This window comes from Pseudomonas antarctica (assembly GCF_001647715.1).
GTDB classification, from domain to species: Bacteria; Pseudomonadota; Gammaproteobacteria; order Pseudomonadales; family Pseudomonadaceae; genus Aquipseudomonas; species Aquipseudomonas antarctica_A.
On sequence record NZ_CP015600.1, the window covers coordinates 2,849,229 to 2,867,631 of the forward strand.

Here is an 18,403-nt window from a genome sequence, read left to right on the forward strand (position 1 = left end):
CATTCCTTTGTGCGAGGTATCGCTAGATGAGTCAGCAAGCCGTGAAATTTGCCTACTGGGTGCCCAACGTGAGCGGTGGGTTGGTGGTGAGCAAGATTGAACAACGCACCCATTGGGGTATTGACTACAACCGCAAACTGGCGCAGTTGGCCGAAGCGGCAGGCTTTGAATATGGCCTGACGCAAATTCGCTTCACCGCAGGCTACGGCGCCGAAAACCAGCATGAATCCGTGGCGTTCAGCCATGCGCTGCTGGCGGCCACCACCACGCTCAAGGTCATCGCCGCGATCTTGCCCGGCCCATGGCAGCCGGCGCTGGCGGCCAAGCAACTGGCGACTATCGACCAGCTCACCAACGGCCGTATCGCGGTGAATATCGTCAGTGGCTGGTTCAAGGGCGAATTCCAGGCCATCGGTGAGCCGTGGCTGGAGCACGATGAGCGCTATCGCCGCTCCGAGGAATTTATCCGCGCGCTGAAGGGCATCTGGAGCCAGGACGATTTCACCTTCAAGGGCGACTTCTACCGTTTCAACAACTACACCCTCAAGCCCAAGCCGCTGGGCCAGCCGGAAGTCTTCCAGGGCGGCAGCTCGCGGGCGGCGCGGGACATGGCCGCACGCGTGTCGGACTGGTACTTCACCAACGGCAACACGCCGGAAGGCATCAAGGCCCAGGTGGATGACATTCGTACCAAGGCTGCCGCGAATAACCATTCGGTCAAAGTCGGCGTGAATGCCTTTGTGATCGCCCGCGACACCGAGGAAGAAGCCCGCGCCGTGCTCGCAGAAATCATCGACAAGGCCGACCCCGAGGCGGTGAATGCGTTTGGTGATGCCGCCAAGCAGGCAGGCAAGGCCTCGCCGGAAGGTGAGGGCAACTGGGCCAAGTCCAGCTTCGAAGACCTGGTGCAATACAACGACGGCTTCAAGACCAACCTGATCGGCACCCCGCAGCAGATTGCCGAGCGCATCGTTGCGCTCAAGGCCGTGGGCGTTGACCTGGTGCTGGCCGGCTTCCTGCACTTCCAGGAGGAAGTCGAGTACTTCGGCAAACGCGTGTTGCCGCTGGTTCGCGAGCTGGAAGCCAAAGCCGGGATCAAGCAAGTGGCTTGAAAAGCACAACCGCCGCACGCAATTTGTTATTGCCGAACCGGCACATTCGCTCGAACTCCCCATGGCTGACCGGCAGGTGCTGGCAGTCCAGGGGCTGGCGATGCTGGCTGTGGTCTACATCGGGGTCGTGCAGGTAAACGAAGTCCTCGTCGCAATCGGTGACCATCACCCAATGGGGCGATTTGGAGCGGGTGAGGCGGTAGCTGCTGATCAACACCAGCGGCTGTCCGCCGTCCTGCAATACTTGAGGTAAATCCAGCGCGCCGCCGAGCACCTGCTCAACATCGCTGCCTGCCAGCTCTTCCTCAAACGCCTCGTGGACCAGGCGCATGACGTCCTTTTTATGCTGGTCACGCACGCCGTCGAGAAACAGCGGCCCGCGCACATTCACCTGCATTCGCACCCTGAACCCCCGACGCCAGGCCGCCAGGGCCAAGCCTTGCGGGCTGCAGCCGCCATGGCCTGCGGTCATGAACACGGTGGTCGCCTCGCGCCAGATTTGCAGCTCTTCGCGGCGCTGGGCGAGGCGATGCGGTACCAGCGCGCCCATGGCCATCAGCAGGCAGGCGGCGCCGCAGGTGAAGTCGGTGGTCTGCTGGTAGTACGGCACGCTCTGCGGGCGCGCGACCTGATGCTGGAGAATGCGTTTTTCCAGGCGGATGGCGGCGGTGTGGTCTTCGTAATAGTCGTTGATCAGGGCAAAGCGGCGGTAGCCATTGCGTTCATACAGGGCGAGGGCGCCGGGGTTGTCGGTGCGCACCTCCAGGCGCAGGTAAGCGCAATCATGCGCTACGGCGCAGGCCTCAATGCGCGTCAGCAACTGCTTGCCCAGGCCCGTGCCCCGTGCATGCTCGGCGATCGCGATGGAGTAGAGCCGCGCCAGCGAGGTGCCGCGATGGAACAACACCAGCGCATAACCGAGCAATTGCTGCTCATTTTCCGCGACCAGCAACTGGCCATGGGCGCGGCTGACCATCCACTGGAAACTGCGCGGCGAGAGCCGGTCAGTGGTGAAACAATGCTGTTCCAGCGCCACCAATTCGGGCACATCAGCGGGGGTTGCAACGCGAAAGGAAAGAGCCATATGACCGCCGTAAAAGTTGCGTAACGAAACGGGACTTCTCTAAAAGATCGTGCTTAATAGAAAAGGTCGAGTTCTCTAAAGCGGATCAAATATTATGTCGGCGGTACAAAGTCATTGGCGTGAAGTATCCGAGCAAACCGTCGCGGCGACAATAACTTCCAACGGTTATTTTTCCGCGCCTCTTAAAGGTTCCAGTCAAGTCGTGATTATTGTCGAGCGCAAGGAAGATTGGGCCTCCTACTTCCCCAGCGAAGACATCGTGACGGCCCAGGAGTACCTCGAGCAAACCCGCGAGAACGAAACGGGCAAGCGCGTGCAGGTCATCAACCTGTGCCGTAGCTACAAGTACCTGGGGCACGGTTACTACTGCTCGTTGCTGGCCGAAGCACGAGGGCACAAGGTGATTCCATCGGTGCGTACCATCAGCGAACTGACCAAAAAGTCGCTGTATGGCTTGTCCCTGGATGACTTGGATAAAACCCTCGATAAAGCCTTGAGTCATCACCTCTACAGCAATACCGAAGGGTTTACCCTGACGCTGTACTTTGGCCGAACCAATATAGAACCGTTGCAGGAGTTGGCCCGTCAGCTGTTTGAAACCTTCCCGTGTCCGATCTTGTTAGTTGAATTTCGCAAGAACAACGGCTGGCATATCGAGGGCGTGAAATCCGGCGTATTGCACAAGTTACGCGACGACCAGGAAGACCAGTTCGCCCACGCCCTCGACAACTTCAGCCGCAAGATCTGGCGCCAACCGCGCTCACGTCGATTGGCCCGCTATGACCTGGCCATCCTCCATGATCCCCAGGAGCAATTGCCGCCGTCGAATGCCAAGGCGCTGGAGAACTTCGTGCGCGTCGGCAAGGGCCTGGGCATTGATGTGGAACTGATCGAGCGCAAGGATTACTCGCGCCTCGCCGAGTACGACGCCTTGCTGATCCGTGAGACCACCAGCGTCGACAACCACACCTACCGTTTTGCCAAGAAAGCCGAAAGCGAAGGCCTGGTGGTGATGGATGACCCGGCGTCGATCCTGCGCTGTACCAACAAGGTCTACCTCACCGACCTGCTCAACAGTCACCAACTGGGTATGCCCGCCACCGAGATTCTCTACAAGGAGCGACCGGAAGATTTCGAGCGGGTCGGCGAACGCCTCGGCTTCCCGCTGGTGTTGAAGATCCCCGACGGTTGTTTCTCCCGGGGCGTGATCAAGGTTGAAAGCCAGGAAGCCTTGCTCAAGGCCACCGCCGAGTTGTTTGAACACTCGGTGCTGTTACTGGCCCAGGAGTTTTTCTACACCGAGTACGACTGGCGCATCGGCGTACTCAACCGCAAGCCGATCTTTGCCTGCCAGTACTTCATGTCCAAGGGCCATTGGCAGATCTACAACCACAAGGCCATCGGCCAGGACATCAACGGCGAATGCCGCACCCTGGCGGTCCACGAAGCGCCCAAGGCGGTGGTGGAACTGGCGGTCAAGACCGCCAACCTGATCGGCGACGGCCTGTACGGCGTCGACCTCAAGCAATCCGGCGACAAGGTGGTGGTGATCGAGGTCAACGACAACCCCAATATGGATGCCGGTATCGAAGATGCCTATTTGCAAGACGACCTGTATGCGCTGGTGCTGGAGGAGTTTGTACGGCGCCTGGAATTGAAACGCCAAGGCCAGGTCTGGTGACGCGCCATGATCCAGCGTTTTGAACTGACCGACGGAAAGCTGCGCAAAGGGGACAGGGACGACGCTCCGATCATGCTGTTCAATAACCCGGATGTTGCCGAACGCGAATGGCTGCGCGACCACCATAAACTCGACGAACACGCCCTGGCCTCGGCACTCGACCCGGACGAAGTCTCACGTATTGAATTTCACCCCGACTACCTGTTCCTGATCTGGAAACGCCCGGAGAAATACTCCGGTGGTGGCAACCTGATGTTTGAAGTGGCGTCCTGCGGCCTGTTGTTTTCGCCGGGTCGCCTGCTGGTGATTGCTACCGATGAAACCCCGCTGTCCGGCCTCGGCGCTCGCCGGCCGCTGCACACGCCATTGGATGTGCTGCTCGATCTGTTGCTCAACAACATCCATCACTACTTGGGCCACCTCAAGGTGATCAAGTTGGTTGCGCGGGAGTTGCAGCAACAGTTCAACGCGTCGATGAGCAACCATCACCTGATGCAAATGTTCAACCTCAGCGAGAGCCTGATCTATTACATCAACGCGCTGCACAGCAACGGCGCGGTGCTGTCGCGGTTGCGTAATCATGGGGAAAAGGAACATTTCAGCGCCGAGATCCTGGGGCTGATCGATGACCTGATCATTGAAAACCACCAGTGCTACAAGCAGGCGGAGATCTACTCCAATGTGTTTTCCGGGTTGATCGACGCGCGCGGCAACCTGATGAACAACAGCATGAACAACCTGCTGCGCAAGCTGACGTTGATCAACGTGGTGTTCCTGCCGCTTAACCTGATTGCCAGTGTGGGCGGCATGTCGGAGTTCAGCATGATGACGGCGGGTACACCGTGGTGGGTGTCGTACCCGCTGTTGATGGTGGCGATGGGCGTTGGGGCGGGGTTGATGGTGGTGGGGCTCAAGCGCATCGCGGGTGGCGCAAATGTGGTGTGAGCACTGAACACCTGTGGGCGCTGGCTTGCCTGCGATGGCCATAGGTGTCTACGCAACTCTTTGTGTTGCTTTAAGCCTGTGAGGGGTTAGGGAGATTGAGTACATGTCCGTTGCTGCGGTAACGGCGGCTTAGGGTTCCGCCCTTACGGCGGGTCACTTTTTTACAAAGCGCCTAAAAAAGTAACCAAAAAACGCTTTGCCCCACCACTCGGTGCCTCGCCCAGGCTCGGCATGCCCTCACTCCGGCTTGAATCCGTGGGCCGCCGCCATGGGCCATCCTTGGCCCATCGCGGCTAACCCGGCGTCCTGCCGGGTTACCCACGGATTCAAGCCTGCGTTCGGCCAGCGTGGTTAACGGGGCCTGTCAGATCAAGATCAACAGCAGATCAAAAGCAGAGCACGGCGGCCTGGTAGCCGACCTGAGTGGTTGAAGCAAAAGCAGATCAATAGCTGGGCAGAGCGACACTACTGCTACCTGATGTAATGAGATCCACTGTGGGAGCGGGATTGCTCGCGAAAGCGGTGTGTCAGTCAACTTATTTGTAACTGACACACCGCTTTCGCGAGCAAGTCGAATCGTCGCACCGCCGCTCCCACAGTTGATTGAGTTCAGTTTCCAAGATCAGGTCGGCTGTCAGGCCGCCTCGGTTTTGCTTTTGATCTAACCACTCAGGTCGGCTACTAGGCCGCCGTGCTTTGCTTTTGATTTTGATCTGCTGTTGATTTTGATATTAGGCGCCCCGTTAACCACGCTGGCCGAACGCAGGCTTTGGAGCGTGGGTAACCCGGCAGGACGCCGGGTTAGCCGCGATGGGCCAAGGATGGCCCATGGCGGCGGCCCACGGTCCAAAGCCTGCGTGAGGGCACACCGAGCCTAGGCGAGGTGCCGAGTGGTGGGGCAAGAGCCCTTTGGTGGACTTGCTCCCTCAAAACGTACGCCATAAAGCGAGCGTTATGCAGTCTGCTTCAGTTGCTTTGCGTAGTCATTAGGTGAGCTGTATCCCAGCGCCGAGTGCAGCCGTGTCGGGTTGTAAAAACCATGGATGTAGCTCGCGATAGATGCGTGAGCCTGTGCTTTGCTGGGATACACACCGGTGGCTTCCTCCTTTTTAAGTGTGGCAAAAAAGCTCTCTGCTACGGCGTTATCCCAGCAGTTACCCTTGCGACTCATGCTTTGTACGAAGCCTCTTTCCATGATCATGCTGCGAAAACCGCTGCCTGTGTACTGGGCGGATTCAACCGGTCGTCGCAACACTGGATTGTTGTACAGACTTTAAATACTCATTCAGTGCTTCGGCAGGTGTTTTCCAGCCTAGTGTTTTTCGAGGTCTAGTATTGAGTACGTGAGCTACCGCCTGTATTTCTTGGGCACTCCAACGAGAGAGGTCAGTCCCTTTCGGGAAGTATTGCCGTAGAAGGCCGTTCGTATTTTCGTTTGTGCCGCGCTGCCATGGACTATGTGGATCAGCAAAGAAAACCTTTACTCCGGACTCGATGGTAAACCGAGCGTGATCCGACAACTCCTTTCCACGATCCCAGGTCAAGGATCGCCACAGCTCGATGGGAAGATCAGTCACCGTCTTCTTCAATGCGTTGGCCATACTAACAGCCCCATAGCCAGCCAGCGCCGGGCCGTTCTTCGTGCGGGGGATTAGCCCATAACCTTTCTCGCGAGGCAGATGGACGAGCATGGTAAATCGAGTTGAGCGCTCGACCAGAGTTCCAATCGCAGAACGGTTCAGACCGATGATCAGGTCGCCCTCCCAATGCCCGGGTACAGCCCGATCTTCTACCTCAGCAGGACGACTGGAGATCATCACGTCCTCGCTGACGTGTGCCCACACTTTGGCCTGCGATCGGGCTCTCGGTACGCGTAACGCTCGTCCTGAGCGCAGGCAACTCACCAGTTCGCGCTTGAGAGCTCCTCGACCCTGAATGTAGAGCGCCTGATATATGGCTTCATGAGAGATGCGCATGGATTCATCATCCGGAAAATCGATCTGGAGCCGGTTGGCAATTTGTTCAGGCGACCAGCCATTGACCCATTTACGGTCACTGCGATGCGGTTTATTTCGGCCTTTGAAGGGTGCTTGCCGAGGCCCAGAAATCTCACGACCATCGGCGTCTTGAACCTTGCCCTCAAGGCGGTCGCGTACGTACTGGTGCAGTCGCGGGTTAGTGACCAGTTTTGCTGGTTTCGGCCTCTTGGCCACCAGTTCTGCCTTCCATTGCGCTACTGACGCTCGATATTCAAGCCGACCGCAACGGGTAGCAGCATTTCGTGTCAGCTCCCGTGAAATTGTCGATGGGCTTCGTCCAAGGCGACGAGCGATCTCACGAACGCCAACACTTTGCGCTCGAAGCAGCCCAATCTCTTCTCTCTCTGCAAACGATAAGTATCGTCCTGATATGTGATTCGACATGAATAATGGCATCCCGCCTCGATGACGGAACCAGCGTGTACCTACCGCGGTTGATACGCCAACGGCATGTGCTGCCTTTTCGCTTGTGATGCCTGTTGCAATCTGCAGCCAAAATAGCCGTTCGATCTCATTACGAAGTGAGGGTGCACCTGGAGAACGCATCGCTCCCCGGCCCGTCAATTTTTGCATCCATCCTGCAGGTCGTCCCATAAACACCTCGATCAAGGTGTTGCGACGACCGGTTGAATCCGCCCTGCCGGCCTCGATCGGAGTGAAAAATCACACCTTGATCAACCGGCGTTTTCGTCCAGGCATTCAGGAATGCCTGCTGTACCAAACCCTCAGGCATACGCTCCGATAGGCTATAACCGAGTACCTGACGCGTCTGGATGCTGAGCACCACAGCCAAGTACAACCACCCCTGACGCGTCGAAATATAGGTGATATCTCCCACCCATGCGGGTGTTGGGCTTGTCACAGAAAAGCGTCTTTTCAATACGTTGTCAGAAATTGGTTGGATATACCGGTTATCCGTCGAGTGTTTGAACCGAGCCTTGATCTTCCCTCGCAACATTTCTTCTCGCATCAGCCGGGCTACTCGCTTGTGACCAATCGCATATGACCGGCTATGAAGCGCCTTAACCATGCGTGGACGCCCATAAGTGCCGCGACTGGCATGATGAATCGCACGAATTTCCAGGCGAATCACCGCATCTGGATCAGGGCGCTCCTGGCGCTTCAAATAGCCGTGAAAGCCCGACACCGAGACCTCCATCACTCGACATAACAGCCTGACCGGAAAGTGAGTCCGTTCACGGGCGACAAAGGCGTATCTCAGTTGGACTCTCTGGCAAAGAACGCCGTCGCTTTTTTTAGGATTTCTCGCTCCATTTTGAGCGTGGCATTTTCAGCTCGAAGCCGGGCCAGTTCGCTTTCCAAGTCAGAGACCGGGTGCCGAGCGGGAGAACTGAGAGGACGCCCGTTGCGTGCGGCGTCCAGCCAATTCCCTAGGGTTTTGACCGAGATATCCAACTGTCGCGCAGCTTCTCCTCGACCAATGCTTTCAGCAAGTGTCACTGCTTGGGCTTTGAAGTCGTCGGTGTAACTGCGGCGGGTTTGCTGTGACATAGGTGCCTCCAAGGTTGCGATTAAAATATCGCTTCTTGGCGTCCGCTGCGAGGGAGCAAGTCCACCAAAAGGGCTCTTGCCCCACCACTCGGCACCTCGCTTAGGCTCGGTGTGCCCTCACGCAGGCTTTGGACCGTGGGCCGCCGCCATGGGCCATCCTTGGCCCATCGCGGCTAACCCGGCGTCCTGCCGGGTTACCCACGGATTCAAGCCTGCGTTCGGCCAGCGTGGTTAACGGGGCCTGTCAGATCAAGATCAACAGCAGATCAAAAGCAGAGCACGGCGGCCTGGTAGCCGACCTGAGTGGTTGAAGCAAAAGCAGATCAATAGCTGGGCAGAGCGACACTACTGCTACCTGATGTAATGAGATCCACTGTGGGAGCGGGCTTGCTCGCGAAAGCGGTGTGTCAGTCAACTTATTTGTAACTGACACACCGCTTTCGCGAGCAAGCCCGCTCCCACAGTTGATTGAGTTCAGTTTCCAAGATCAGGTCGGCTGTCAGGCCGCCTCGGTTTTGCTTTTGATCTAACCACTCAGGTCGGCTACCAGGCCGCCGTGCTTTGCTTTTGATTTTGATCTGCTGTTGATTTTGATCTTAGGCGCCCCGTTAACCACGCTGGCCGAACGCAGGCTTTGGAGCGTGGGTAACCCGGCAGGACGCCGGGTTAGCCGCGATGGGCCAAGGATGGCCCATGGCGGCGGCCCACGGTCCAAAGCCTGCGTGAGGGCACACCGAGCCTAGGCGAGGTGCCGAGTGGTGGGGCAAGAGCCCTTTGGTTACTTTGGGGCTTTTCCAAAGTGACCCGCCGTAAGGGCGGAACCCATATCAGCCGTTACCCAAACAACGGATATGCACTCAGCGCCCCCCGACAACCACAGCACTCAACCCGTAAAAAAGATAGGTAGATACCTAGGCTGCGATGGCATCACCGCAGAACGTCTGAAACACCGCGCCGCCTGTATCGCAGGCAAGCCAGCTCTCACACGTGTGTGCCGTTCAGACGGCTGGCTGCAGGGTCAGTATTTCGAATCCCGAGGCTGTCACCGCGACCGTGTGTTCCCACTGCGCTGAGAGACTGTTGTCCTTGGTCACCACTGTCCAGCCGTCTTTGAGGCTGCGCACTTTGGCGCTGCCCTGGTTGAGCATGGGCTCAATGGTAAAGACCATGCCTTCGCGCAGTTCGAGCCCGGTGCCAGGCCGACCGAAGTGCAGGATCTGCGGTTCTTCGTGCATTTCACGGCCGATACCATGGCCGCAATATTCACGCACGACGCTGTAGCCGTTGGCCTGCGCATGGCTCTGGATCGCATGGCCGATATCTCCCAGGCGCGCGCCGGGCCGAACCTGGCGAATGCCGGCCCACATCGCCTCGAAGGTCTTTTCCACCAGCCGCTGCGCTTTGGGCGCCACGTTGCCGATCATGTACATCTTGCTGGAGTCGGCGATAAAGCCGCCTTTTTCCAGGGTAATGTCGATGTTGATGATATCGCCGTCCTTGAGGATTTCCTTGGCGCTCGGCATGCCATGGCACACTACCTCATTGATCGAGGTGTTGATGCAAAACGGGTAGTCGTATTGCCCGAGGCTCGCCGGGCGGGCGTTCAAGTCATTGCGGATGAAGGCTTCGACAGCGCTGTCCAGCTCCAAAGTGGAGCGTCCGGCGGCGACAAACCCGTCGAGCATGGTGAACACCTGGGCCAGCAGGCGCCCGGATTCGCGCATGACGGCCAGTTGAGCGGCAGTCTTGATCATCAGCCGCGCCCCCGGATCAGGTCGGGTTTGTCCAGCAACAGCTTGTTGATCAGCTCGTTGTAGGGCAGCTGCGGGTTGAGTTCGGCGAGCAGGCCAATCTTGATCCAGAACTCGGCCTGGGCGTTGATGGAGCGGTCCATGGCGGCGCTGGCCAGGCGCAGCTGTTCGTGCAGTTGGTCGGTGATCTTGACGATGCCCATGAGGTTCACTGTGCTGTGTGGATATACAAAGCGTATACGTTTCGTATGTCCATCGTAAACCCCGACGCGCTGAAAGGTGGTTGAGCATTGACTTGCCCGGTAATCGCCGGTTAATTTCGTTGCATGACTTTTCAAGCCTTCCGCAGCCAGCCAAGCATTATTACCGCCATTCCTCATTTGGCGGGATAGCGCACGGCTGCACCCAAACCCGCCCTAGAGGCGGGTTTTGTTTTTCCGTCTCCAGTGCCCTTTACAAAATGCCAGGAGACACCCATGAGCACCTGCACAGCGACCCACTCCGCCGACCCTGGACTGCTTGAGCACTACGTGAAAAAGATCCTCGCCGCCCCGGTCTATGACCTGGCGGTGCGTACCCCGCTGCAACTGGCTCCTGCGCTGTCGATGTTGCTCGGCAACCAGGTATTGCTCAAGCGCGAAGACCTGCAACCGACTTTTTCCTTCAAGATTCGTGGCGCCTACAACAAGCTCGTGCAGCTTACGCCTGAGCAAAAAGCCCGCGGTGTCGTGACGGCATCGGCCGGTAACCATGCGCAAGGTGTGGCGCTGGCGGCGCGGGAGTTGGGGATCAAGGCCCGTATCGTCATGCCGTGCAGCACACCGGAGTTGAAGGTGCTGGGCGTACGCTCGCGGGGCGCCGAAGCGGTGTTGTATGGGGAGAGCTTTCCGTTTGCCCTGGCGCATGCGTTGCAATTGGCCGAGAGCTCGGGGTGCACGTTTGTCTCGCCTTTTGACGACCCGGACGTGATCGCTGGCCAAGGCACCGTGGCAATGGAAATCTTGCGCCAGCAACAGGGGCCGCTGGACGCGATCTTTGTGCCGGTGGGCGGCGGTGGCCTGATCGCCGGGATTGCCGCTTACGTGAAATACCTGCGCCCGGAGGTGCGCATCATCGGCGTCGAGCCCGAAGGCTCCAGTTGCCTGTTGGCGGCCCTGCGCGCCGGTGAGCGAGTGGTGCTGCCGAGTGTCGACGGGTTTGCCGATGGCACCGCAGTGGCGCAGATCGGCGCCTTTGGTTTTGAAATCTGCCGTGACTGGGTGGATGAGGTCGTCACCGTCAGCAACGACGAATTGTGCAGTGCCATCAAATTGATCTACGACGACACGCGCTCCATCACCGAGCCCTCTGGCGCGCTGGCGGTAGCAGGCATTCGCCGCTATGTCGGCCAAAAAGGCGTGCGCGGGCAGACCCTGGTGGCGGTGAATTCCGGGGCCAATATCAACTTTGATAGTTTGCGACATGTTGCTGAAAGAGTGGCGGCGCAAGGTGCAAGTTAGTGCATAAACGTTTAATCGACGCTGTTCGGCGATGATTCGCGCTGCGTAAACAGAGTTATATAAATGGGCCTGCCGCTTATGAGGAAAAGTTACAACAAGAGTCGATTTTGCCGAGTAGGCTGATGAAGGTAAGCGCCTTCCAGGGTCGGTAAGGCGCGGCAGGCAAGCGTCTGCCGGATACACAATAATCTGTTGGCAGTCTCATAAAAGGAGAGGTTGGCCATGCTTTCGGAATTAGAACTTCGCAGCATTATTGAAGGAAGTTTCCTGCCCAAACGGTGCGAATGCACCAAAGCCGAAGATGCTTCGCTGACGATCAGGGTCTATGACGACCGTGACCGCGACCGAGTGGATTTGGAAGTCAAAGGCATAAACGCCGATAAACTCGACAGCAGTCGAGCCATTTGCAACCTCATCAGCGGGTTGCGCGAAGACCTCAAGCACACCCATGCACCCGCTCTGCAAAGAGTCGGAGCGCGCGGCTATTACTAGGTGGTAGTTTGAGGTTGAGTCACCGAAGACCTGTGGGCCTGGATAAACGCCAGGCCCAATACGGGTTTTTTCGCCGCATTTCAGCTCTGAAACAGGCAAGCCTGGGACATCTTCGGGTAGCTCACGTAGTGCACTTCGCCGGCCTTGTCCACGAACTTGATTGATGCATTGATCACCTGGCATTCAGTGACCTGAGGCTCGGTCATGGCAATTACTTTTTGAACGTCCATGGTCTTGCCGTAGTGATAAGGCACCGGTTGCTCATTGGCTTGGGTGAACGCCGATACGGCGGCCAGCGCCAAGGTGCTGGCGAGGGTAACCAGGGTTTGTGTTTTCATCAGTGTTCTCTTCCACAGTGGTCTGTTCATCGACGTGATGAACGGGAGGCCCGACCCGGGTAACAGCAGAGGCTGCCAGGGGCGGTAGGACGCACTGTTGTTTACCGATATTAACTATGGATTAACGTAACGATTGGCAGACAGGTCCTACATGCCATTCGGTTTTTTCTTGGCGGATAGCCGAAAATACCCACGTATTTGTAGGAGATATGCTCGTTTTAGTGAAGTGGCGCAGGCCCGCCCCGGCTCTTTTCAGGGGCCGGGTGGCGGAGCGCCATTGAAGGAGAGCGTCGCTACCGTCTCAATTCTGAAAATCGCAGGCTTCGGACATCTTCCGATAGCCCACATCTTCGACTTTGCCGGCTTTATCGACGAACTTGATATCAGCGTTGATGACCTTGCACACATTAGTGTCGGTCTCGTGCATGGCAATCACTTTGTCGATGTTCAAGGGCATGCCGTATTGATAAGGCACTGGCTTGCTGGCAGCCGTCTGGGTGTCGGCCTGGGCCATGCCCGAGACCGCTGCCAGGGCCAAGGTGCCGGTAAAAACTAAAGTACGCAGTTTCATGAGGGTTCTCCGCAAGTCGTTCGCGGGCGCATCAACACGATGCACCGGCGGCCGCACGGGCCCGGGGGCGGTGAGTGCGGTCAACTTCACGATCGGCTGGCGGGATTAACCTTGGATTAATTGTGGCCTAACTGACAAAACCTTCATGAACGTGTGTTCAGCCGAGCTGCTTTCGATACGGCAAATCCGGCCCGGTCTTGCTGCAGGTCAGCGCCGCGGCGCGGATCGCGAAGCCCAGCATACTGTCGATCTGCGCACGTGTGAGCTGGTGCAGGCCTTGCACCGAATCCAGCTGCTGCTCGGTCAACCAGGCAATCAACGCCGCCTGGAAGGTGTCCCCGGCCCCGACCGTATCGGCCATCACCACGTTGACCGCCGGCGCAGACCATGTGCCGTGCTGGCGGCTGAACACCGTAGCGCCTTCGCCGCCACGGGTGAGGAACACCAGTTGGCAGCGGTGTTGCAGCCAACCTTGCAGGACACTTTCCGGCGATTGATCGGGGTAGAGCAGGTGCAAGTCTTCATCGCTGACTTTGATCAGGTCGGCGTGCTTGACCAGTTCGGCCACGCGGTCACGCCACAGCTGGATATCCGGCTGCGGGTTCAGCCGTACGTTGGGATCGAGGCTGATCAGGCGCTTGCCGCTTTCGCGCTTGACCAGGCTCAGCAACGTGTCACCAATCGGCTGCACCACCAGCGAAAACGAGCCGATATGCACCCCGCGAATCTCGTCGCCTAGTGTGGGCAGGTGCGCGACCTCCAGCTGGCGGTCAGCGCAGCCTTCGCCGCGAAAGCTGTATTGCGGCGTGCCATTGGCACCCACGGCGACCATCGCCAGTGTGGTCGGCGCGGCGAACTCCACCAGGAATTGCTCACTCACCCCTTCGTCCCTGAGCACTTGCAGCAAGCGGCGCCCGAGGAAGTCGGTGGACAAACCGCCGAACAGCCCGGCCTCGATACCCAGGCGGCGCAAACCCACGGCCACGTTGAACGGCGAACCGCCGGCAATCGCTTTGTAATTGACCTTGGAGGCCTGCCCGCTGGCATCCTCTTCACTGAAAAAATCGAACAGCGCTTCGCCACACACCAGATACATAGTCGTTCGCTCTTAAAGGGTTGCCACGAGCTGTTGATAGCGCTCGTAGGCGTGTTGATAGGCGCTTACATTGCCGGCCGACGGCAGCGTACGGCTGGCCGGATCGACGCTTACGCATTTGTCGCACAGGCTGGCCAGGGGCTCGCCGGACTGGCTCCAGGCTGCCTGGATCGCCGCGCCCAGGGCCGCCGCTTCACTTTGTTCAGTGCAGACCACTTCGGTGTTCATGATATCGGCAACCATCTGGCGCCACACCGGGCTTTTCGAGCCGCCGCCGATCAGGCGGATGCTCTGGCCTTGCACGCCGGTCTGGCGCAGCAGGTCCAGGCCATAACGCAGGCCAAAGGTAGTGCCCTCGACCACCGCGCGGCACAGGTTGGGGCGGGTCAGATTGGTCATGGTCAGGCCGTGCACACTGCCGGTGGCGTGGGGCAGGGCGGGCACACGTTCGCCGTTGAGGAAGGGCAGCATGCTCACGCCATCGGCGCCGATCGGGGCTTGGGCGACCAAGGCGTTGAACGCCGCCAGGTCCAGTTCGAACAGCTCGCGAATCACCCCGGTAGCGTTGGTCAGGTTCATGGTGCAGATCAAGGGCAGCCAACCGCCGCTGGAGGAGCAGAAGGTCGCGACCGAGGCTTGCGGGCTCACATTCGGCTGGTCGGCAAACGCATACACGGTGCCGGATGAGCCCAGGCTCATAGTGATGACACCGGGGGCGATATTGCCCGTGCCGATGGCGCCCATCATATTGTCGCCGCCACCGCTGGAGACGACGGCGTTGGGGTTGATGCCCAGGCGTTCGGCAATGGCGGGCAGAATCGTGCCCACCGCTTGATGTGCTTCGATCAAGGCCGGCAGCGCCGCTTCCAGGCGGCCGCTCGGGTCGATGTGCTTGAGCAGTGCCACATCCCATTCACGGGTGCGCACGTTGAAGTAGCCGGTGCCTGATGCATCGCCGTACTCCGCGACGGCACGGCCGGTCAGCCAGTAGTTGAGGTAGTCGTGGGGCAGCAGGACATGGGCGATGCGGGCGAACACGTCCGGGTGTTGTTCGCGGGTCCAGAGCAGTTTCGACACCGTGTAACCCGGTGCAATCGCCACGCCGAGGCGTTCCAGCGAGCCATTCTCGCCACCCAAATACGCCAGCAGGCGGTCGTTTTCCGGCGCGCTTTCGGTATCGCACCAGAGTTTGGCCGGGCGCAGCACCTGGCCTTGGTCATCCAGCAAAACCAGGCCGTGTTGCTGGCCGGAGACGCCGATGCCGAGGATGTCCGGGCCATCCACACCTGCCTGTTGCAGGGCGCGGTGAGTGGCCTCGGTGAAGGCGTCCAGCCATTCCTGGGTGTGCTGTTCGCGACGGCCATTGGCGCCGCTGATCAGCGTATGCGCGGCGGCGCCCAGGCCCAGCACCTTGCCGCTGGAAGCGTCGAGGACGATGGCCTTGGTACCTTGGGTGCCACAGTCGATGCCGAGGTAGAGGTTTTGCTGGGTCATGGTGGAGTGCTCAGCAGTATTGTTGGATTGAAAATGTGATCAATGTGGGAGCGGGCTTGCTCGCGAAAGCGGTGAGTCAGTGAAGAATAAATTGACTGAAACACCGCATTCGCGAGCAAGCCCGCTCCCACATTTTGATCCGGTTCAGTCAGTTAATCTTGGCGAGCAGACCTTCCAAGGTCTTCGTCACGCCCTGATCTCGAAGGCTTTGATAACACCGCTCGAACGCTGCCACAAACTCCGCTGACTTGGGAATAGCCGTGCCAAAAATCTCCTCAACACCCAGTAACCGTTGGCTGATCAGTGCCTCATCACTTACCAGGCCCTGGCAGAACTGCGCGCGCGGGTCCGGAATCGTGTAGGCCACGCCATTCTCATCGACACCTTTGAGGTACAACGCCCAAGCGGCCACAACCAGTGCGGCACGCTCCGTCTCGCGCCCGTCCGCGATCAAACGATTGATGGTTGGCACAGTGAATTTCGGAAACTTCGACGAGCCATCGGAACACACGCGCTCCAACTGGTCGGCAATTGCCTGGTTGGAGAAACGATCCACCAGGGTTTGCTTGTACGCCGTCAGGTCGATGCCCGGCACCGGCGCCAGGTTCGGTGTGACGTCCAGGTCCATGTAGGCACGCATGTAGGCGACAAACACCGGGTCATTCATGGTTTCGTGAACAAACCGGTAACCCTTCAGAAAACCCAGGTAGGTCAGGGCCAGGTGGCTGCCATTGAGCAGGCCGATCTTCATCTCTTCGTAGGGCGTGACGTCGTCGGTGAATTGCACGCCAACCGTTTCCCAGGCCGGGCGACCGTTGACGAATTTGTCTTCCAGCACCCACTGCACAAAGGGTTCGCATACCACTGGCCAGGCATCGTCGATGCCGTGGTCATCATGCAACTGCAGACGGTGGGCGGTGCTGGTCATGGGCGTGATGCGGTCGACCATGGCGTTCGGGAAGCTCACGTTGGCCTTGATCCAGTCATGCAGCTCAGCGTTGTGCAGGGCAGCAAAGGCCAGCAGTGCCTTGCGCGTGACGCCGCCATTGTGCGGCAGGTTATCGCAGGACATTACGGTGAACGCCGCAGTGCCGGCCGCACGGCGCTGGGTCAGCGCCGCGCAGATAAAGCCGAACACGGTTTTCGGTGACTCAGGGTGCGCCAGGTCGTGCTGGATCTGCGGCAGGTGGGCCATGAATTCGCCGTTGCTGTCGTCGATGCAGTAGCCGCCTTCGGTGATGGTCAGCGAAACGATGCGAATCTCGGGGCTGGCCAGCTTGTCGATCAGTGCTTGAGCGCCGTCTTCGGCCAGCAGCATGTCGCTGATGGCGCCGATCACGCGCACCTCGGTGTCGTCGGTATCGCCCAGCTCATACAAGGTGAACAGGTAATCCTGGCCGGCCAGGTCGTCGCGGGCCTTGCGGTCCTCGGCACGCAGGCCGACGCCGCAGATGCTCCAGTCGAGGCCAGCGCCGGTATTCATCAAGGCATCGGTGTAATACGCCTGGTGTGCGCGGTGGAAACCACCGACGCCGATATGCGCGATACCCTGCGTAGTGCTGGCAATCGCGTACGCCGGAATTTTCACTTCCGGCGCCAGTTGGGTGAGGTTCTGTTTATTCAGTTTCATCACAAATCTCGCGAAATCAGGCGGCAGCGCGCAGTGGTCGGGCCACGGCCACGCCGTCGGTGTCGAACAGATGGCAGTGCGCCGGGTCCAGGTGCAGGTGCAGCGTTTCGCCATATTGGCTGGCCATGTCGCCGCGAATCCGCATCGTCAACGGCTCGCCGTTGGCAGTGATGACGTGGCAGAAAGTGTCGCTGCCCAGGCGTTCGCCGACGTCGGCAGTGACGGTCAGCGTGGTTTGGCCGGGCGAGGCAATTTCCAGGTGTTCCGGGCGAATGCCCAGGGTCACCGCGCTGCCCACACTCAAGCTGGCACCACTGAGCGGCAGGCTGATCCGGGTGCCGGCGTCCAGCTGTACTTCGCAGCCCTGGCCCTCAACGCGGGTGACCTTGCCCTTGAGGAAGCCCATTTTCGGCGTGCCGAGAAAACCCGCCACAAACAGGTTGGCCGGCTGGTGGTACAGCTCCAGCGGCGAGCCGACTTGTTCGATACGGCCACTGTTCAGCACAACGACTTTGTCCGCCAGGGTCATGGCCTCGACCTGGTCGTGGGTCACGTAGATCATGGTCGCCTGCAGTTCTTTATGCAGGCGCGCCAGTTCCAGGCGCATCTGCACGCGCAGGGCGGCGTCGAGGTTGGACAGCGGTTCGTCGAACAGAAAGATCTTCGGGTTACGCACAATCGCGCGGCCGATGGCCACCCGCTGACGCTGGCCGCCGGACAGCTGCTTGGGCTTGCGCTCCAGCAACGGGCCGAGTTCGAGGATGCGCGCCGCTTCGCTGACTTTGCTTTCCACCAGCTTCTTGTCGACGCCGGCCAGGTCAAGGGCAAACGACATGTTCTTGCGCACGCTCATATGCGGATACAAGGCATAGGTCTGGAACACCATCGCCAGGTCGCGCTTGGCCGGGGTAACTTCGGTGATGTCGCGGCCATCGAGTTCGATGGTGCCTTCGGTGACTTCTTCAAGGCCCGCGATCAAACGCAGCAGGGTGGATTTACCGCAGCCCGACGGGCCGACGAACACCACGAATTCCTTGTCGTTCACTTCCAGGTCAATGCCCTTGATGATGGAAAAGCCTTCGAAGCCTTTTTGCAGATTCTTGATTTTCAGGTTGGCCATGGGATGGGCCTCCACGTCTAAATTCGTTTTTGTTAGAGA

The 18,403-nt window shown here is 59.0% G+C and carries 18 protein-coding genes; 5 read left to right on the forward strand and 13 right to left on the reverse strand.

The window, feature by feature from the left end:
• Positions 1-26 precede the first annotated feature (26 nt).
• On the forward strand, positions 27-1,112 hold the full coding sequence (sfnG, locus tag A7J50_RS13005) for a dimethylsulfone monooxygenase SfnG (RefSeq protein WP_064452158.1): 1,086 nt from the start codon (positions 27-29) through the stop codon (positions 1,110-1,112).
• Here sfnG and A7J50_RS13010 read toward each other — a convergent pair.
• Positions 1,096-2,196, reverse strand: a complete 1,101-nt coding sequence (locus A7J50_RS13010) for a GNAT family N-acetyltransferase/peptidase C39 family protein (RefSeq protein WP_064452159.1) — start codon at positions 2,194-2,196, stop codon at positions 1,096-1,098. The genes sfnG and A7J50_RS13010 overlap by 17 nt on opposite strands.
• Before the next feature lie 94 nt (positions 2,197-2,290).
• Between A7J50_RS13010 and A7J50_RS13015 the strand changes: the two genes are divergently transcribed.
• Positions 2,291-3,877 (forward strand): RimK family protein, encoded by a 1,587-nt coding sequence (locus A7J50_RS13015; RefSeq protein ID WP_064452160.1) that lies wholly within the window; start codon positions 2,291-2,293, stop codon positions 3,875-3,877.
• A gap of 6 nt (positions 3,878-3,883) precedes the next feature.
• Positions 3,884-4,822 (forward strand): magnesium transporter CorA family protein, encoded by a 939-nt coding sequence (locus A7J50_RS13020; RefSeq protein ID WP_064452161.1) that lies wholly within the window; start codon positions 3,884-3,886, stop codon positions 4,820-4,822.
• 952 nt (positions 4,823-5,774) lie between these two features.
• On the opposite strand, the gene A7J50_RS13025 is transcribed toward A7J50_RS13020, so the two are convergent.
• The 6 genes from A7J50_RS13025 to A7J50_RS13045 all read right to left on the reverse strand — a co-directional run bounded on the left by A7J50_RS13025 (position 5,775) and on the right by A7J50_RS13045 (position 10,327).
• A complete protein-coding gene (locus A7J50_RS13025; RefSeq protein WP_064452162.1) occupies positions 5,775-6,023 on the reverse strand; it encodes an integrase core domain-containing protein in 249 nt (82 codons plus the stop codon).
• 34 nt (positions 6,024-6,057) lie between these two features.
• Positions 6,058-7,434 (reverse strand): IS30 family transposase, encoded by a 1,377-nt coding sequence (locus tag A7J50_RS13030; RefSeq protein WP_082895877.1) that lies wholly within the window; start codon positions 7,432-7,434, stop codon positions 6,058-6,060.
• A complete protein-coding gene (locus A7J50_RS30645; protein WP_156526278.1) occupies positions 7,376-8,083 on the reverse strand; it encodes an IS3 family transposase in 708 nt (235 codons plus the stop codon). The genes A7J50_RS13030 and A7J50_RS30645 overlap by 59 nt, the downstream gene beginning before the upstream one ends.
• Positions 8,080-8,373 (reverse strand): transposase, encoded by a 294-nt coding sequence (locus tag A7J50_RS13035; RefSeq protein ID WP_064452164.1) that lies wholly within the window; start codon positions 8,371-8,373, stop codon positions 8,080-8,082. Before A7J50_RS13035 ends, A7J50_RS30645 begins: the two co-directional genes overlap by 4 nt.
• 998 nt (positions 8,374-9,371) lie before the next feature.
• Positions 9,372-10,127, reverse strand: coding sequence for a type I methionyl aminopeptidase (map, locus tag A7J50_RS13040; RefSeq protein ID WP_064452165.1), 756 nt, complete (start codon positions 10,125-10,127; stop codon positions 9,372-9,374).
• The gene (locus A7J50_RS13045) at positions 10,127-10,327 is read right to left on the reverse strand and encodes a ParD-like family protein (RefSeq protein WP_053256343.1); all 201 of its coding nucleotides are present in this window, start codon (positions 10,325-10,327) and stop codon (positions 10,127-10,129) included. Before A7J50_RS13045 ends, map begins: the two co-directional genes overlap by 1 nt.
• 273 nt (positions 10,328-10,600) lie before the next feature.
• On the opposite strand from A7J50_RS13045, the gene ilvA reads away from it, so the two are divergent.
• Positions 10,601-11,623 carry a threonine ammonia-lyase, biosynthetic gene (gene ilvA / locus A7J50_RS13050; RefSeq protein ID WP_082895879.1) on the forward strand — a complete coding sequence of 341 codons (1,023 nt, stop codon included), beginning with the start codon at positions 10,601-10,603 and terminating at the stop codon, positions 11,621-11,623.
• A 222-nt stretch (positions 11,624-11,845) separates the two neighbouring features.
• Positions 11,846-12,115 (forward strand): DUF1652 domain-containing protein, encoded by a 270-nt coding sequence (locus A7J50_RS13055; protein ID WP_064452166.1) that lies wholly within the window; start codon positions 11,846-11,848, stop codon positions 12,113-12,115.
• 80 nt (positions 12,116-12,195) lie between these two features.
• Here the strand turns inward: A7J50_RS13055 and A7J50_RS13060 are convergent, their stop codons facing one another.
• The 6 genes from A7J50_RS13060 to A7J50_RS13085 all read right to left on the reverse strand — a co-directional run bounded on the left by A7J50_RS13060 (position 12,196) and on the right by A7J50_RS13085 (position 18,364).
• Positions 12,196-12,453: a DUF2790 domain-containing protein gene (locus tag A7J50_RS13060; RefSeq protein WP_064452167.1), complete on the reverse strand. Its 258-nt coding sequence runs from the start codon at positions 12,451-12,453 to the stop codon at positions 12,196-12,198.
• A gap of 301 nt (positions 12,454-12,754) precedes the next feature.
• Entirely contained in the window at positions 12,755-13,024 is a 270-nt protein-coding gene (locus A7J50_RS13065; RefSeq protein ID WP_064452168.1) for a DUF2790 domain-containing protein, read from the reverse strand.
• Positions 13,025-13,181: 157 nt separating this feature from the next.
• On the reverse strand, positions 13,182-14,120 hold the full coding sequence (locus tag A7J50_RS13070) for a carbohydrate kinase family protein (protein WP_064452169.1): 939 nt from the start codon (positions 14,118-14,120) through the stop codon (positions 13,182-13,184).
• 12 nt (positions 14,121-14,132) lie between these two features.
• Positions 14,133-15,614 (reverse strand): xylulokinase, encoded by a 1,482-nt coding sequence (gene xylB, locus A7J50_RS13075; RefSeq protein WP_064452170.1) that lies wholly within the window; start codon positions 15,612-15,614, stop codon positions 14,133-14,135.
• A 148-nt stretch (positions 15,615-15,762) separates the two neighbouring features.
• Positions 15,763-17,244: a mannitol dehydrogenase family protein gene (locus A7J50_RS13080; protein ID WP_064452171.1), complete on the reverse strand. Its 1,482-nt coding sequence runs from the start codon at positions 17,242-17,244 to the stop codon at positions 15,763-15,765.
• 16 nt (positions 17,245-17,260) lie between these two features.
• Positions 17,261-18,364: an ABC transporter ATP-binding protein gene (locus A7J50_RS13085; protein WP_064452172.1), complete on the reverse strand. Its 1,104-nt coding sequence runs from the start codon at positions 18,362-18,364 to the stop codon at positions 17,261-17,263.
• Between the last annotated feature and the right edge of the window lie 39 nt (positions 18,365-18,403).

Excerpts from the sequence above, each read along its gene's own strand:
- sfnG (WP_064452158.1), top strand. The coding sequence starts at position 27 with ATGAGTCAGCAAGCCGTGAAATTTGCCTACTGGGTGCCCAACGTGAGC.
- A7J50_RS13010 (WP_064452159.1), bottom strand. The coding sequence starts at position 2,196 with ATGGCTCTTTCCTTTCGCGTTGCAACCCCCGCTGATGTGCCCGAATTG.
- A7J50_RS13015 (WP_064452160.1), top strand. The coding sequence starts at position 2,291 with ATGTCGGCGGTACAAAGTCATTGGCGTGAAGTATCCGAGCAAACCGTC.
- A7J50_RS13020 (WP_064452161.1), top strand. The coding sequence starts at position 3,884 with ATGATCCAGCGTTTTGAACTGACCGACGGAAAGCTGCGCAAAGGGGAC.
- A7J50_RS13025 (WP_064452162.1), bottom strand. The coding sequence starts at position 6,023 with ATGATCATGGAAAGAGGCTTCGTACAAAGCATGAGTCGCAAGGGTAAC.
- A7J50_RS13030 (WP_082895877.1), bottom strand. The coding sequence starts at position 7,434 with ATGCAAAAATTGACGGGCCGGGGAGCGATGCGTTCTCCAGGTGCACCC.
- A7J50_RS13035 (WP_064452164.1), bottom strand. The coding sequence starts at position 8,373 with ATGTCACAGCAAACCCGCCGCAGTTACACCGACGACTTCAAAGCCCAA.
- map (WP_064452165.1), bottom strand. The coding sequence starts at position 10,127 with ATGATCAAGACTGCCGCTCAACTGGCCGTCATGCGCGAATCCGGGCGC.
- A7J50_RS13045 (WP_053256343.1), bottom strand. The coding sequence starts at position 10,327 with ATGGGCATCGTCAAGATCACCGACCAACTGCACGAACAGCTGCGCCTG.
- ilvA (WP_082895879.1), top strand. The coding sequence starts at position 10,601 with ATGAGCACCTGCACAGCGACCCACTCCGCCGACCCTGGACTGCTTGAG.
- A7J50_RS13055 (WP_064452166.1), top strand. The coding sequence starts at position 11,846 with ATGCTTTCGGAATTAGAACTTCGCAGCATTATTGAAGGAAGTTTCCTG.
- A7J50_RS13060 (WP_064452167.1), bottom strand. The coding sequence starts at position 12,453 with ATGAAAACACAAACCCTGGTTACCCTCGCCAGCACCTTGGCGCTGGCC.
- A7J50_RS13065 (WP_064452168.1), bottom strand. The coding sequence starts at position 13,024 with ATGAAACTGCGTACTTTAGTTTTTACCGGCACCTTGGCCCTGGCAGCG.
- A7J50_RS13070 (WP_064452169.1), bottom strand. The coding sequence starts at position 14,120 with ATGTATCTGGTGTGTGGCGAAGCGCTGTTCGATTTTTTCAGTGAAGAG.
- xylB (WP_064452170.1), bottom strand. The coding sequence starts at position 15,614 with ATGACCCAGCAAAACCTCTACCTCGGCATCGACTGTGGCACCCAAGGT.
- A7J50_RS13080 (WP_064452171.1), bottom strand. The coding sequence starts at position 17,244 with ATGAAACTGAATAAACAGAACCTCACCCAACTGGCGCCGGAAGTGAAA.
- A7J50_RS13085 (WP_064452172.1), bottom strand. The coding sequence starts at position 18,364 with ATGGCCAACCTGAAAATCAAGAATCTGCAAAAAGGCTTCGAAGGCTTT.